The sequence below is a fragment of the Streptomyces sp. NBC_00210 genome (assembly GCF_045160975.1).
Taxonomy (GTDB): Bacteria; Actinomycetota; Actinomycetes; order Streptomycetales; family Streptomycetaceae; genus Streptomyces.
Map to the genome: position 1 here is coordinate 476,526 of NZ_CP108120.1, position 14,564 is coordinate 491,089.

Annotated in this window: 13 protein-coding genes; 6 read left to right on the forward strand and 7 right to left on the reverse strand. The window is 68.1% G+C overall.

From position 1 onward, the window contains the following. The first annotated feature begins 108 nt into the window (after positions 1–108). Together glsA and glnII are read left to right on the forward strand one after the other, a co-directional pair. Positions 109–1,764, forward strand: coding sequence for a glutaminase A (glsA, locus tag OG729_RS02405; protein ID WP_405803960.1), 1,656 nt, complete (start codon positions 109–111; stop codon positions 1,762–1,764). Positions 1,765–1,927: 163 nt separating this feature from the next. Continuing rightward, entirely contained in the window at positions 1,928–2,947 is a 1,020-nt protein-coding gene (gene glnII, locus OG729_RS02410) for a glutamine synthetase (RefSeq protein WP_360864548.1), read from the forward strand. Positions 2,948–3,459: 512 nt separating this feature from the next. Here the strand turns inward: glnII and OG729_RS02415 are convergent. The 3 genes from OG729_RS02415 to OG729_RS02425 all read right to left on the reverse strand — a co-directional run bounded on the left by OG729_RS02415 (position 3,460) and on the right by OG729_RS02425 (position 8,000). Then, positions 3,460–4,752: an ammonium transporter gene (locus OG729_RS02415; protein WP_405803962.1), complete on the reverse strand. Its 1,293-nt coding sequence runs from the start codon at positions 4,750–4,752 to the stop codon at positions 3,460–3,462. A gap of 702 nt (positions 4,753–5,454) precedes the next feature. Further along, a complete protein-coding gene (locus OG729_RS02420; RefSeq protein ID WP_405803964.1) occupies positions 5,455–6,891 on the reverse strand; it encodes an SsgA family sporulation/cell division regulator in 1,437 nt (478 codons plus the stop codon). Positions 6,892–7,121: 230 nt separating this feature from the next. Beyond that, entirely contained in the window at positions 7,122–8,000 is an 879-nt protein-coding gene (locus OG729_RS02425; protein WP_360864556.1) for a hypothetical protein, read from the reverse strand. Between the two features lie 200 nt (positions 8,001–8,200). Between OG729_RS02425 and OG729_RS02430 the strand changes: the two genes are divergently transcribed. Continuing rightward, positions 8,201–8,377, forward strand: a complete 177-nt coding sequence (locus tag OG729_RS02430) for a hypothetical protein (protein WP_360864558.1) — start codon at positions 8,201–8,203, stop codon at positions 8,375–8,377. Positions 8,378–8,491: 114 nt separating this feature from the next. Here OG729_RS02430 and OG729_RS02435 read toward each other — a convergent pair whose 3' ends face one another. Continuing rightward, positions 8,492–8,938 carry a PaaI family thioesterase gene (locus OG729_RS02435; protein ID WP_405803966.1) on the reverse strand — a complete coding sequence of 149 codons (447 nt, stop codon included), beginning with the start codon at positions 8,936–8,938 and terminating at the stop codon, positions 8,492–8,494. A gap of 88 nt (positions 8,939–9,026) precedes the next feature. On the opposite strand from OG729_RS02435, the gene OG729_RS02440 reads away from it, so the two are divergent. The 3 genes from OG729_RS02440 to OG729_RS02450 all read left to right on the forward strand — a co-directional run bounded on the left by OG729_RS02440 (position 9,027) and on the right by OG729_RS02450 (position 10,304). Next, a complete protein-coding gene (locus tag OG729_RS02440) occupies positions 9,027–9,485 on the forward strand; it encodes a hypothetical protein (RefSeq protein WP_405803968.1) in 459 nt (152 codons plus the stop codon). Positions 9,486–9,684: 199 nt separating this feature from the next. After that, entirely contained in the window at positions 9,685–10,083 is a 399-nt protein-coding gene (locus OG729_RS02445) for a hypothetical protein (protein ID WP_405803969.1), read from the forward strand. Further along, on the forward strand, positions 10,083–10,304 hold the full coding sequence (locus OG729_RS02450; protein ID WP_360864569.1) for a hypothetical protein: 222 nt from the start codon (positions 10,083–10,085) through the stop codon (positions 10,302–10,304). Before OG729_RS02445 ends, OG729_RS02450 begins: the two co-directional genes overlap by 1 nt. Before the next feature lie 98 nt (positions 10,305–10,402). On the opposite strand, the gene OG729_RS02455 is transcribed toward OG729_RS02450, so the two are convergent. From OG729_RS02455 to OG729_RS02465, 3 genes are all read right to left on the reverse strand, one after another. Further along, positions 10,403–11,278 carry a peptidoglycan-binding protein gene (locus OG729_RS02455; protein WP_405803971.1) on the reverse strand — a complete coding sequence of 292 codons (876 nt, stop codon included), beginning with the start codon at positions 11,276–11,278 and terminating at the stop codon, positions 10,403–10,405. Between the two features lie 1,835 nt (positions 11,279–13,113). Then, a complete protein-coding gene (locus tag OG729_RS02460; protein WP_405803972.1) occupies positions 13,114–14,013 on the reverse strand; it encodes a hypothetical protein in 900 nt (299 codons plus the stop codon). Continuing rightward, positions 14,013–14,564, reverse strand: coding sequence for a hypothetical protein (locus OG729_RS02465; protein WP_405803974.1), 552 nt, complete (start codon positions 14,562–14,564; stop codon positions 14,013–14,015). Before OG729_RS02465 ends, OG729_RS02460 begins: the two co-directional genes overlap by 1 nt.

Sequence of the window (14,564 nt, forward strand, 5' to 3'; positions counted from 1 at the left end):
GGAATGCCTGCGCATTCGTGCGCATCGCCCCACTGCCGCCACGGTCCAGCCGCTCGGGGCCATTCCAGGGGGAGCAAGCAGCAAATGCGAACGAAAGCAGGTACCGCCATGGGGAGAACGGGGAGCGACGCCAAAGTGAGGAGCGCCGGCATCACCGCTGATACCGACACCGTACGGGCGGGGAAGAGCTCGGACGACGACCTCGGCGGAGTGCGGGAGCTGTTCGACTCCTTCAAGAAGGATGCCAAGGGGTGCATCTCGCGCGTCGAGATCATGGAGCGACTCCGACAGGCGGGCATCACTCCCGAAGACCCGCGCATCAGGGACATCTGGGCCTCGCTGGAAGAGTCGGACGGCGACGGCCAACGGCTGGACCTCGCGCGGTTCACAAAGCTGTGCCAGCGGAACCGACGACTGCTGGCCCGTGCCATCACCGGTGAGCTCGTCATCCCGGACTTTCCCTCCCTGGTGGCCGACATCACCGAGATCTACGAGAGTCTGCTGCCAGACAAGCGCGGCCATGTGGCCGACTACATTCCCCAGCTGAAGCGGGTGCCGCCCGACCAGTTCGCCATCGCGATCTGCACAGTGGACGGCCAGCGGTTCACGATAGGCGACTTCGGCGAGAGCTTTTGCGTGCAGTCGGTGTGCAAACCGATCAACTACTGCCTCACGCTGGAGGGGCACGGTGCCGAGGTGGTCCACCGGCACGTGGGACGGGAGCCGAGCGGACTCGGATTCAACGAACTGTCGGTCAACGGGAACGGTCTCCCCCACAACCCGATGATCAACTCCGGTGCCATCATGAGTTGTTCGCTCATCGAGGCGTCACTCGACATCGCCGACCGCTTCGACTACGTAGCGGACACCTGGCGGCGGCTGTCGGGCGGCAGCCCCGTCGGATTCAACAACGCCGTCTACCTCTCCGAGCGGCAGACGGCCGACCGCAACTTCGCCCTCGGCTACTTCATGCGCGAGCACGGTGCCTTCCCGGCCGGCATCAACCTGATCGAGACCCTGGAGTTCTACTTCCAGTGCTGTTCCGTCGAACTCAACGCCGGTGCCCTGGCTTCCGTGGCCTCCACCCTCGCCAACGGCGGCGTCGTGCCCCTCTCCGGCGACCGGGTCTTCTCGACCGGCACCGTACAGAAGTGCCTCTCCCTCATGTCGTCCTGCGGCATGTACGACTACTCCGGTGAGTTCGCCTTCACCATCGGCCTGCCGGCCAAGAGCGGGGTGTCCGGGGCCCTCATGCTCGTCGTCCCGCAGGTCATGGGGATCGCCATCTGGTCGCCCCGCCTCGACGCACTGGGAAACTCCGTACGGGGCATCGAGTTCTGCAAGCAACTGGTCGCCAAGTACAACTTCCACGTGTACGACTCCCTCGTAGGAGACGACCGGCAGGGCAAGCGCGATCCGCGGCTGCAGAAGAACCAGACGGCGATCGAGGGAACGATCCAGCTCCTGTGGTCGGCGAGCAAGGGCGACGCCGACGGAGTACGTGCCTGTCTGGCGTCGGGAGTCGCGGCCTCCTCCAGTGATTACGACGGCCGTACAGCCCTGCACCTGGCAGCTTCCGAGGGGCATCTCGACGTCGTCACCTATCTGTTGGAGCAGGGCGCCGACCTGGCAGCCACCGACCGGTGGGGCGGGACCCCGCTCACCGACGCGGAGAACGGCCGCCACACCACGGTCATCGAGGCTTTGCGGCGGGCGGCCGATCCCGTCGCGCCATCTCCCCGGGCCAGGAAGCAGACCGCCTGACCTCCACGGATTCCCGGACGAATCCGCACCCACCGAACCACCGACCCGCCGCGCTGCCGGAATCCGCCGGGCTGAAATGCCCCGGCGGATCCGAGCCGGCTGTCACCCACCCACAACGGGACAGGGCCTTCCTGCCCCGGAAATCCAGGAAAGAAAAGAAGCCATGAGTTACCGCGCTGAGTACATCTGGACCGACGGCACCTCGCCGACCGCCAAACTCCGCTCCAAGACGAAGATCCTCGCCCACGGAGACGAGCCGTCGATCTGGGGCTTCGACGGATCCAGCACCAACCAGGCCGAGGGCCACGCCTCGGACCGCGTGCTCGAGCCGGTGTTCTCCTGCCCGGACCCGATCCGCGGCGGCGACAACGTGCTGGTGCTCTGCGAGGTCGTCAACACCGACGGCACCCCGCACGTGTCCAACACCCGCGCCGAACTGACCCCGGTCGCCGAGCGCTTCGCGGCGCAGGCACCCATCTTCGGCATCGAGCAGGAGTACACCTTCTTCGACGGCGCCCGGCCGCTGGGCTTCCCCGAGAGCGGCTTCCCGGCCCCGCAGGGCGGCTACTACTGCGGTGCCGGCGCCGAGGAGATCTTCGGCCGCGAGATAGTCGAGAAGCACCTCGACCGCTGCCTCGCCGCGGGTCTGGGCATCTCCGGCATCAACGCCGAGGTCATGCCCGGCCAGTGGGAGTTCCAGGTCGGCCCGCTGTCGCCGCTCGACGTCGCCGACCAGCTGTGGGTCGCCCGCTGGCTGCTCTACCGCACCGCCGAGGAGTTCGGCGTCTCCGTCACCCTCGACCCCAAGCCGGTCAAGGGCGACTGGAACGGCGCCGGCGCGCACACCAACTTCTCCACCAAGGCGATGCGCGAGGGTTACGACGCGATCATCACCGCCTGCGAGTCGCTGGGCGAGGGCTCCAAGCCCCTCGACCACGTCAAGAACTACGGCGCGGGCATCGACGACCGCCTGACCGGCCTGCATGAAACCGCCCCGTGGGACGAGTACACCTACGGCGTCTCCGACCGCGGCGCCTCGGTCCGCATCCCGTGGCAGGTCGAGCAGGAGGGCAAGGGCTACATCGAGGACCGCCGCCCGAACGCCAACGTCGACCCGTATGTCGTGACCCGCCTGATCGTCGACACCTGCTGCACCGCACTGGAGCGGGCCGGCCAGGTCTGACCTGCCAGTTCCCAACCCACCAGGGCCGCCCCGGCATCACCGCCGGGGCGGCCCCCGGCAGTTGTGGGGCGCGTCCGTCCACGGCTCGCGGCCGGTGCGCGGGGGACTTCCCTGGGCGGGGGACTTCCCTGGGCGGGGCCGCACCGCGGGCCCTTTCACAACCGGCACGGGGCGCCACGGGCGGCGGCACTGTGGCACAGCGAGGTGTGAGACACCCGCACCGCCCGCGTCGGGCTCCGCCTGGACGAGGTTTCCCAAGTGCCTGGGATTCCGGAGCCCGGCTCGCACGGTGGACGTCAGCTGTACGAGCCGGGCTCCGGGCGTGCGAAACGCAGTGGTGCCCGGTACAGCCGTTTCATGGCCGTACCGGGCACCGTCCTGGCTCACCCGAGTCCGAGGGCCGGATGCTTGGGGCTGTGCCGGCTTAGAGAGCGCCGGGTCCGCGTTCGCCGGTGCGGATCACCGGGAACACGGGATCACGGGGAACACATCGGCAACCGCCGTGGTGAGCCTCATGCATTCACCATCGTGCTGTGCGGCTCGGCAGCGATCGACGCCTCCGTGCCGGAGGCAGGAACCGTGGTGTCCTCGGCCGAGTAACCGCCCACGGCGGTGAAGTCGTAGGCGGTCTCGGCGTGGAAGGCCTGGTCGACACCGGAGGTCTCGTCGCCCTCGATCGCCCGGAATCCGATCGTCACTTCGACAGCCTTCGCCAGGATCCAGGTAACGACGAAGGAGAACGCCATCACGGAGAACGCACCGACCGCCTGCTTGCCCAGCTGCGCCAGACCACCCACACCGTCGATGGCCAGGACACCCACGAGCAGGGTGCCGACCAGACCGCCTACCAGGTGGACACCGACGACATCCAGGGAGTCGTCGTAACCCAGCCTGTACTTCAGATTCACCGCCCAGGAGCACAGCACACCCGCCACGACACCGATGAGGATCGCGCCGAAGGCGTTGACGTGTGCGCCGGAGGGGGTGATGGCTACCAGGCCTGCGACCGCGCCGGACGCGGCACCCACCGTGGTGAACGCCCCGTTGCGAATCCGCTCGTACGCCAGCCATCCGAGCATCGCGGCACTCGCGGCGACCTGTGTGTTCAGTGCCATGTTGGCCGCCGTGCCGTTGGCCCCGAGGGCGGAGCCGGCGTTGAATCCGAACCAGCCGAACCACAGCAGACCCGCGCCCAGCATCACCAGGGGCAGGCTGTGCGGGCGCATCTGCTCGCTCCTGAATCCGATCCGCCTGCCCACCACGAGCACCACGGCGAGAGCCCCGACACCCGCGTTGATGTGGACCGCTGCGCCGCCCGCAAAGTCGATCACCCCGAGCTTGAACAGCCAGCCGTCGGCCTGCCACACCCAGTGCGCGACGGGAAAGTACACCAGCGACACCCACAGGGTGATGAAGAGCGCCCAGGCACTGAACTTCACGCGATCGGCCACTGCCCCGCTCATCAACGCCGGGGTGATGACCGCGAACATCAGCTGGAACAGTGCGAAGACGAAGACCGGGATGCCTTCCTTGCCGCCGGTGAGCGTCTCGGCGTTGATTCCCCTGAGGCCGATGTGGTCGAAGTTGCCCAGCAGTCCGCCCCCGAGGTCGTCACCGAAGGCGAGCGAGTACCCGTAGAGCACCCACAGCACGGTGACGATGCCGAGCGGGACAAAGGACATCATGAGCATGTTGAGGGCGCTCTTCACCCTCACCATGCCGCCGTAGAAGAATGCGAGGCCGGGCGTCATCAACATGACGAGCGCGGCACTGATCAATACGAAGGCGGTATCTGCGCCATTCAAAGCCTGTGTCTCCTCGTGGATCGCACCGTCCTGGATCGCTCGGGGACGGTGATGCGTGATTCTTCGGTGGCGTGGGTGTCCGCGCTGAACCGCCGGAGCGCAACTCGTGTGCGACCGGCGGGAGTCGCTATGGCCAGACCGTTGCGACGAGCCCGGCTCTCGTGTCCGCGCAAGTGCCGCAGTCGGTGGCCGGCCTCGTCGCCCCGGTCGCTGAGAGGCGTGCGCGATCGCTGTCCGGCGACTGCGGCATGCCTCTGATGACGCCAGGCCTGAAGCCGCACGTACCGGTCGAGTCCTTCTCCCGCTCGGCGGAAGAGGCGTCGCGACCAGCCGTCGGCCGAACCCCCGAAGCCCTATGTGATCAAGGTCGGCTACGACTTCACAACCCATCACCGCGGCTGAGGGCAAAGACTTCGGTAAGGCTTCGGTATCGCACTCGTAGGGCCCTTCGGTACTGCGAAGGCTCCACCCATCACGTCGGGGTCCGGCGCAGCAAAACCTTTCGGTTCTGTCGCTCGCCGCGGGAACGTCCCGGCCACTGACAGCCGGGCACCGGGCGCCCCTCGTGGACGCGGCCGTGACCGATGTGGAAGCCAACCAGCTGTCCCGGCGGTTGTTGGAGCACTGGGGACCACCGTGAGCGACCGCTTCACGAACCGTGACCGGATCCGGAAGGTCCAGGCACGGTCAGACCCGAGCGGTCTACCGGTGATGGTTGGGGTGCCGCCACAGTTCTTCGGTCAGGGTCTCCCACGGAACGCGCATGTGCCGGTGCTCGGATCCGTACACGACCACAGCACGCGTCTTCGCAACGAACGTCTCCAGGTCGCTGGAGAGCATGGCCAACAAGGCTTTCCCCTCGGGCGAGTTGAGGCTGATGTGCACGCGGGCGGGCCCCGCCTGCCCGGGGGCGGCCGCTTCCCTGTGGACCCTGACGTCTCCCGTACCGGAGGAACGGCGCAGGCCTTCGATGAGAAGTTCTCTGGCGAAGACCCACTCGACCTGAGCACCAGGGCGCTCTCCGAAAACGACGCGCACCGCGTACGGGTCGTCCGAGCGATACGTGAAGGTGGTGGGAACCAACTGGGGGCACGGCGGGCCGTCCACGAGGAGCTGCAGTTGGGTGGTCGCCCGGACGGTCGTCACCCCCCGCTCGGTCTCCACGGTGCAGGCCAGTGGTGCCCGTTGTTCATCCACGGGCAGCCCGACGTCCCTGCCCGTGGCGGGAGCGGGCTCCGGCCGTGGATGTGCCAGGTCGCGTCCTGGGAGCAGGTGCCGGAGCGGATGCGTCCCCTGCGCGACCACAAGAAGCGTGCGTCGTGGCCGGTCGGCCCCCGGCAGCACGTCCGGTCCGAGCACGGTGGTCTGCGGCGGCATGGGAATGCGCCAGGCAAGGCACAACCCCGTCTGCACCGGAACCGGTCGGCCGAAATCCCGGTGGGCATGGAAAAGCGGGAGATCGAGGTACGGCGGGAGACCCAGGTCGCCAAGGCCAAGCCCTGGCGCCTGTGCGCGGGCGCACCAGCGGCACGGCTGTCGCCGCCCACACGGCGGCTTGAGCCACGGGTCGAGACGGCCGTACAGGTCGGCAAAGGGCAGTGGGTGCCATCGGGCAGACTGCTGCACGGTCCGCTCGATCAATCCCGGCCGCGGGCTGCAGCCGCTGAGGCTCGTCGGCGGAACGGTCGTGAGAGACGTCCAGGCTTCGAACTCCCCCAGGCTCTCCCCCACCCCGGGGATGTCCCACAGGACCACCTCCGGAGCGAGATGAGAAAGCTCCAGAGGTGCGATGCAGGCGGCCCGTCGCCATATCCCCGTCATTGTTCTCCACTCGGCCGGGACGACGACCAGGTCGTGCCGTGCCCGGGGAAAGAGCCACCCGGCCACGGCGGAGGCCCCCGCCTCGACCGAGATCGCGGAACCCGCAGAGAGGTGTCCGCACCGTTCGAGGCGCTCGGGCCAGGCATCGGAAGCCCGGTGCGGACAGACCCCGCGCACGAGGTCGTCGGTGCATCCGGCGAGCGCGCGTCCGCCGGAGAGGAGGCGGTCGACGAGCGTCGCCTTCCCCGCCCTCATCGCCCCCGCCATCCCGATGGACACAACGGCGGTGCGGGGATCTGCCGTGGTGCGTTCGCTCACCCGGCAGCGCGTGGCCCCGAGGACGTCAGTCGCCCGGAGCGACTTCGGCGCCGGCTGCGGCGTCTGGTTCTCGAGTCGGGCCTCGAGAAGATCACGGACGCCTCTGGGGGTGTGGGCGCGTACTGCCCTGACCCGGGGCGCTCCCAGACTGGAGGCTGCCAGCAAGGCATCGAAGTCGTCACTCACGCTGGGAGCTCGGTTGAAGTCCATGGCTCCACCTGTCGGCTCAGTCATCCCGTTCCCCCCGTGCCGGGTTCCTGCCACCGCTCTGCAGTGGCGCGGAGCTTGACGCGTACCCGGCTCAAGCGACGTTCCAGGGCCTTCTCGGTCAGTCCCGCCAACGCGGCGGCCTCGCTCTGGCTGCATCCCACGGCCCGCCAGCCGATGCCGATCCGCACTTGCGAGTCGGTCAGCAGGGGGAGGATGCGGTTGATCTCGTCTTGGACGGCGGCTGCGTGGCAGGGATCGGCGGCACGCTGATCGGGAATGCCGACCAACGGATCCGCATCCTCCGGGCCCAGAGGTACGACCCTCATGGCCTGCCGTGTCATGCGCTCCCGGCTCCAGCGGACGTATACCGGCCGGAAAGCGCGCACACAGGCACCGACGTAATACGTCGTCAGCCGCGCACCGCCGTCCGGAGTCCATCTGCCGTTCTCAAGCGCATGCGTGCGGAAGAGCTCCAAACCCGCCAGGACAGTGTCGGTGGCGACCTCGCTGCGGTCGTCCCGGTTCCAGTCGCGGATGATCACGGCATCCGGGACCGGCCTGTGAATCATCCCGGTCTGCCGGAAGATCTCCCCCGTACTGTTCCAGCCGATCATGATGGGCCAGCCGTACTCCATCAGCTGACCTGCGAACTTACGGTAGCGGGGGCCGGTGAAGCCATCGGCGCGCAGCACTTCCACCACCCGGGCATCGCCGGCCAGCCGCTCCGCGCGGGCTGCCGCAGCCTCCGGCTCCACACCGTGGGCCAGCAGATCCTCGATCCGGGCCAGTTCCTGCCCGTGTGGCGGCAGGAGCGGTCCCTCGCTGCCGGCATCCGAGGACGGGCCGGAGCACTGCGGACCGGGGCACCCGGGGGCACCAGCTGTGATCTCACTCGACACACCGGCTCCTTCGCGCAGTTGCGGACCCGTCATCGGGTGCGTGGCACTTGGCTCACGACCTTCTGATAGCTCCGGTGCGCGGATCTCCCCCCGGAAATCTCCCAAGAATCACGCGGGGGCAACGGCGCCCCACGCGGCTACAGCAACAACATCCGGACACGGCCCTCAGCCGCGTCGCCCTGTCAGCAAAAGGAGCTGCCGTGAACGCTCCCCTCCTGGGCCAGCGTGCCGCCGTCATCCTCCTCCTCGGCATCCTCACCGCCCTCGCCGCCGGCGGCCTCACCGCTGCCAAAGGCGGCAACCTCGCCGACGCCACCCTCATCGGCGGCGCCACCTTCACCGCCGCCGTCACCTTCTTCCACACCATCATCGAATAGCACGAACGCGGGCAAAGGACCGGCCGCCCTCGCCCTCAGCTCCGCCGAACCGAGGGCGAGGGCCAACCTGTTCGTACATCGCATGTACGGAGAGCCGCGACGGTAGCTGACCGCCTACGACCGCCGGCGAACACTCTGTATTCGTGCGGTTGCGGTCGCCACAGCCACGGGCCTGCCGTCGGAACCGATGAGCTCACCGGCCAGAAAACACACCTCTTTGCCACGCTGCACGACCCGTCCGCGCCCCAGAAGCCGTCCCGGACGAGCGGGGCGGAGGAACTGAACATGAAGATCGAGAGTCGGCGCGAACTGGCCTTCCGGCAACGTCGCAACCAGCGCCGGACCCAACGTGTCATCGAGCATCGCGGCCAAGAACCCTCCCTGGATGACACCGGCGGGGTTCACGAACTGATCACCCGCCAGAAACGCCACCTCGATAGTCCCCTGCTCCGGATCCACCCCGACCAGCTCCCAGCCGAGAACCACCGCTGCTGGGGGTGGTGGGACCCGCCCCGCCTGCACATCCCAAAAAAAGCCGCGCCTGTGCGTATCCATCTCCATGCACCACATTGAACAGGCCCCCACTGACAGTCCCGAGCAGCGGAAATCCAGTTGGTGGCGCCGAGGTGGCGGCCTACCGTCGGACGCGATGGAAATTCTCTTCCGGAAGCTGCCGGACAACCAGCACGAGATCCTGGTCCGTGACCGCCGCGGACCCGACGTCCGGCTGCACGCGCAGCCGACCGGCCCGACCGTGCCGCACGATCTGGTCCATGCCGCTGTCGAGCAGGCACTCGGCCTGACCGACGGCTTCTGGGGCGCTGTCGCACAGGGCGCGACCTTCCAGGGTTTCGAACTGGTCTCGCCAGGCAGGCACCGTCGCTCGGGTCTCAAAGTTCTGCGCCGCAAGGGTGATGCAGTGATGGCTGCTGAGCTGGCAGTGAACTGGGCCTATCGGGTCTGGAGTGGTCTGCCCGCCGAAGGCCGCGGCATCGGCCGCGGGCCGCTCGACGACGCCGATCTGGCCCGCACCGGCGCTGCTCTGGACGCGGCCGCTGCCCGCTGGGCGGCCGTCGAAGAGGGCGGCTGCCTCACCTGGCACTGGTGAACGCCCAAGGGGAAAACGCAGGCCGGGACAGCCCCGAACCTGGAGATCCTCGCCCAGCACCCGGGTCCCCTTGCCGGCCGAGCGGGACTGGCTGATCGGCACCGCCGAGCGCCCACAAGGTTTCCACAAAGACGGCTCCTAACTTCTCGGCAGGCGCAGGCATCTGGGCCTCGCGCCCGCCAACGGAGGAGACACCGTCATGAGGACCGCCAAGACCGCAGCCCTGGCTCTCACCGCCGTCAGCGCACTGCTCGCTGCAGCAGGCACGGCCTCGGCCGGCGGCGGGACACCGGCGCCGACCGCAACGCCCACGGGGGACGGAGCGCAGGTGCTGTGCAAGCGGATACCGAAAATCGAGAAGCGTCTTGAGCAAGCCCTGGACCGTCTCGGCGGGGACGCGACGCAGCGCGGCTCAATCGCCCGGCTGGAGAAGCGGGTCGAAAACGCAAGGACAGCCGGCCACACCGAGATCGAGACCTACCTCAACGACAAGCTCACCTTCCGCCGCTCCCTCGTTCCCACTCTCGAGAAGCGCCAGAAGGACCTGACCGCGGTCAAGACCTGGTGCAAGGCGAACAACAACGGGAGCGAGAACTGATGCCGTGCCGACGCACCGCCATTGCCGCAGCGGCCACCCTCCTGTTCCTCACCGCCCTCACCGGCTGCGGGCAGGGCGGTGACCGGGAAGGCAACGAAACCACCGACCGCCCCGCGGCCACCAGCCCCGCAGAGGTCAGCGAAATGAAGCGACTCGTGGATGCCGCCGAATCGGCCGCCGCCGCAGCGGAATCCGCGGCGGCAGCAGACGGGCAGGACTGACCGGGTGTTCGTTCCATCGTGCTGTGAACTCGGGGCTGCGTTCGAGGAGTGCTTGGCGAGCCCGGCCGCGCGGGCCAGGCCAGCCTCACCGATTCCTACTACTTGGTTCGCAACATGAGAGCGAGGCGTGTGTTGTCGCCGTAGACGCCCGTCTCGTCACCGCGGATGCCGTACCACTGCTGGAATCTGGCCACGGCCGCTCGGACCTCCTTGTCGTAGCGACCATCGATCGCGCCGCCGTCGTACATGTTCGGGACCTGGAGCAGCCGGACCTGCAGCTCGTATACCCCATGGCCGCTGTCGCCCTGGCGCAGCACGCCCGTGCCCGGGATCTCGGGGAGCCCGGGAGCGGGGTTGTCGGGCACGGGCGGCCGGTCCGGTTGCTCGGAGGGCGCGGACGGGACCGCCGGTCCGGGGTTGTCGATGCCCAGCAGCGAAGCGGCGAGGATCAGTCCGCTCACGGCGCCCAGTCCGAAGACTCCGGCGACACGAGTGTCCCGGCGGTCGGCGAAGCGCCGCCATCCTCGGCTTCTGTTCCTCGCGTGCGCGCGGACGGGTGGCGGTGCGGGTGGCGGTGGCGACTCCGAGGACGGGGCGAGGAGTTGGTCCGAAGGCGGGGCGAGGAGTTGGTCCGAGGGCGGGGCCGGGCGCCCGGGGGTGGCCGGCCGGTTGATGTACGGGCGCGGACCGGTCCGGCTGCGCGCGCCCTCCTGCGGGGGAGGGTAGGTCAGCGGCGGTGCGGCGTACGTCGGGCCTGCGCCACTCGCCATCGGCGGCTTTCCCGCCGGCGGCAGCTTTCCCAATGACGGGGGAGGAACAGGCTCCAGATGCGTGGCGCGCAACCACAGCGGCTCCACCACGACATCCTCCGGAGCGTCGACCTGCCGTACGCCATCGGTCCGCGGCGGCTCCACCACATACGGCTCGACGGTGTGCGGAGGATCCGGATCCAGGCACTCTGGCCCGGGCGCCACCGGCTGTGTCCGTCGGGGTGGAGGCGGGGGCAAGGGGAGAGGCGGGGGCGGACGAGTGACGCCTGGATCCCTGCGTGGTTCGCCGGGTTGTTGCCAGGACGGCGGCGGGGACTCGGGCCGGCCCTGCTGCTCGTCGACCGCGTAGAGGTCGGCGCGTGCGGCGTCCAAGGCGTCCAGCACCGCCTGGAAGGAGTCCTGTATCTCTTGCGCGAGATCAGGACCTGGACCGTGAGCTCGCCGAGGTTCGGTGTCGTTGAATCCCACCGGCAGTCCTCCTCAACCAACGTCCGTGGAATGTCTTGTCGCGGACAGGCCAGCGATGTCTTTCATGGGCGGATACGCACCAAAACGTTGGATGGTGGCCGCCGGGGTGGGTCTGTGACGGAGCGCCGGGCGGGACGGGTCGGGCTTCGCTGGGTCGTTGTGAGGCGATACGCAGCCCGTGCGGCCTTGTCTCAACCTGACCTCCGGGATGTGGCCCACATCTCGTTGATTCCTCGGGGAGTTGACGCCTGCGGCAGCCCGCCGAGCGCCGACGCGGACGCGGACAAAATGAGCAGCGTGCAGTCGCTGGTTACGGAGGCAATCACGACGGCGAATGACTCCAGCGGATGTTCAACGCCAGGAGGTGAACGCAGTCGACTCGGACGAGCCGTGACTGTCGGCTCTGACGCCGAAGCGTAGCGATGACGTGACCAGCCATAATATCAAAGGGAGTTGCGTGCCCCACGTTTCAGCCGCTGGTTGAACGCTGACTCGCTCCGGCCCGTTGACCTCGGTAACCGGTGCCCCACCTGCAGCCGGTGAGTGAGTGAGGTTCGCACATGCCAAGGATCCTTCCGAAAGACACCGAGCGGCGCCTTCCGGCCGCTGTCTGCTGCCCAGCCTGGCCGGCCGACGGCTCCTTCCAGCGAATCACCCACTGAGCGGTCGAACCATGGACTATTGCTTCCCCTGCCGCCGCGCCCTCAACGGCGCCGTGACGTGCCCAGAGTGCGGGGCTTACGACTCCGACATGCCACCGCCGAGCGATCGGAGCGGCGGTGCACCGGCAGTCGACACGGCGGTGCTTGAGGTCCTCTTCAGCGAGGGAGCCGGCTCCTTCGAGCCCCCGGCCCCTGCCTGGTCCCCCGTTGCCTCAGCCGATGCGCCCGCAGCCCGGCGACCCTGTCCGCCGCGACTGAAGAAGTACGGCGGTCGGACTCTTGCCGCGGCCACCTTCGCCATGCTCGGCGGCCTGGCCGCTGCATCGCTGCTGCCTCAGCACTCCGTTGGCTCCCCACGAGCAGCGCCGAGCCCGGAACAGGCATCCCCCGACGAGCCCCATGTCCCCGTCAGCGAATCACCCAGAGCCTCACGTCCACCGGAACGTCCGGCCACGCACCCAGCCAGAGGAAGCGTCCGGGACCGGAACAGTGGTGCGACTGGGCGCCCTCGCCCGACGGCCACTCACCGGGAATCACCGGCCTCCCAAACTCCCTCAGCCCCCACCGGTCCACCCGTGAAAGCCAGGCCGACGCCCCGCCCCTCCCCTGGCCGCCCCAGCCACTCGGCCTCGCCGACGGCGACTCCTTCCGCAAGTCCTACCGGCAGTGTCAGCACCTCGCCCACGAGTAGTCCTGCGCCGAGCACCACGGGTGGGCCGGTGACCGATGTACATGGCGAATGATGGACGGTGCCGTTGCTCCCGGAGCGACGCCGGCGGGGCGGTCGATGGCACGATCACCGCGAGGTGACCGCTGCGAGCGGCCACGAGGACTCCCGCCGCCACAAGCAGCGTCCGTGGTCACAGTTCCACTGTGACCACGGACAGCTCGCGCTTCCACCCGGCACCGCTACGGCCGGGAATGGTCCCGCAGTACGCGCCGGACAGATCCGATGACCTCATCGATACCGCTCGACTGCAGAACCGCTTGCTTCGAGGAGTCCTGCTCGTCCGTGATGCCGACCGTGACACCCATGGACTGCCCGTTGGACACGCTCACTTCCAGCCGACGGCGCAGGACTTTGGCGAAGCGGACCTCGTCGTCCTCGGGGTCACGAGTGTTCAACCGCTCCAGAGACAGATCGTCCGGAGCCGGCGTGGTCCGGGTCGACACCGCCACCACATGGTTGTACTGGTACTCCTCGGTGTCCTCCATGGACAGCCCGCCGCTGAGGAAATCCAGGGTGCAGTGATAGATGGCGAGATGGTGGACCGTCGGGCAGATGACGAGGACCTCGTACTGCTTGAACCGCCACACTCCGTCCTCGCCGATCCCGAAGTCGCTCAGCTTCGGCCCGTACAGCACCAGCGGACGCTTCTTGGGACGTTCAACCATCTTGTCGGCGAGCAGGGCAACGACCGGATCCCAGGACGCCGCGCCGGTCTCCAGATGATCCGCGGTGATGCCGAGGCGGTGCATGGCGCGGACCTCGATCTGCTGCAGGTCGAGGGCCAGTGTCCGGTCCATCTCCCGGTCGGAGGGCTTGGGTTCGGCTTTCGCGTACTCGGCCTTGTAGCGCGCCTTCCGGATGGCGCCCTGGACGAGGGCGTAACCGCCACCTATGAACAGCAGGACGGCCAGGAAGCCCTGGCTGCTGAGCAGGATCAGGCCGAGCAGAACCGCGAGCCCACCGCCGGCGAGCAGCGCCACGGCGATCTGCTGCAGGCTGTCCTTCGGGGTGGGTTGGAAATACTTTTCGATTCTCCGCTTACGCTCGGTCGCCTGATTTCCGGCAAGATTCGAAGACATCAGACAGTACCTTCCACGTGTTCGTTCAAGGCTCGCCAGACACGGCTTTCGCGTGCGGGGACATGTCGGCAGATCAGCTCGGCATGTGAACGGTCGACCTGCTGTGCCATCAGGCGCAGGTTGCCGGGAATCCGAGGGGAGTCCATCCAGGCGTTGGTGCGATCCTCTTCCACGAGTGCCAAGAGGAAGCGGGCATGAGCGGTATGCGGCGATGGACCCAGCGCCTTCAGCGCCGCGGTGATTTGAGAACCGCTGCACATACTCGGACGCTTCCCCCCGAGTATGGCGAGCGCATGGAAGAAACGTGCGTCGGCGGTGGCGGAAGGGCCGAGGGCGCCGAGATCGACACACTGGGTCAGGTGCGCGACCGCCGATTCGTAGAAAACATCCCTCAGGGACCTCTCTCCGCGCCGGAAAAGATCCTCCGCGCGCTCCTGCGCGGAGGGTTCCGGCGAAGCGAGGTATATCGTGTCGGCGTTGTAGATCGTTTCGGCCACTTGTCGGTCCACATTGTGGGTGCCCTTGGCCTTCTGGTTCTTGGAGCCTCCCAT

Coding starts and splice junctions, on each gene's coding strand:
- glsA (WP_405803960.1), top strand. CDS start 109: ATGGGGAGAACGGGGAGCGACGCCAAAGTGAGGAGCGCCGGCATCACC.
- glnII (WP_360864548.1), top strand. CDS start 1,928: ATGAGTTACCGCGCTGAGTACATCTGGACCGACGGCACCTCGCCGACC.
- OG729_RS02435 (WP_405803966.1), bottom strand. CDS start 8,938: ATGGAGATGGATACGCACAGGCGCGGCTTTTTTTGGGATGTGCAGGCG.
- OG729_RS02440 (WP_405803968.1), top strand. CDS start 9,027: ATGGAAATTCTCTTCCGGAAGCTGCCGGACAACCAGCACGAGATCCTG.
- OG729_RS02445 (WP_405803969.1), top strand. CDS start 9,685: ATGAGGACCGCCAAGACCGCAGCCCTGGCTCTCACCGCCGTCAGCGCA.
- OG729_RS02450 (WP_360864569.1), top strand. CDS start 10,083: ATGCCGTGCCGACGCACCGCCATTGCCGCAGCGGCCACCCTCCTGTTC.
- OG729_RS02460 (WP_405803972.1), bottom strand. CDS start 14,013: ATGTCTTCGAATCTTGCCGGAAATCAGGCGACCGAGCGTAAGCGGAGA.
- OG729_RS02465 (WP_405803974.1), bottom strand. CDS start 14,564: ATGGGAGGCTCCAAGAACCAGAAGGCCAAGGGCACCCACAATGTGGAC.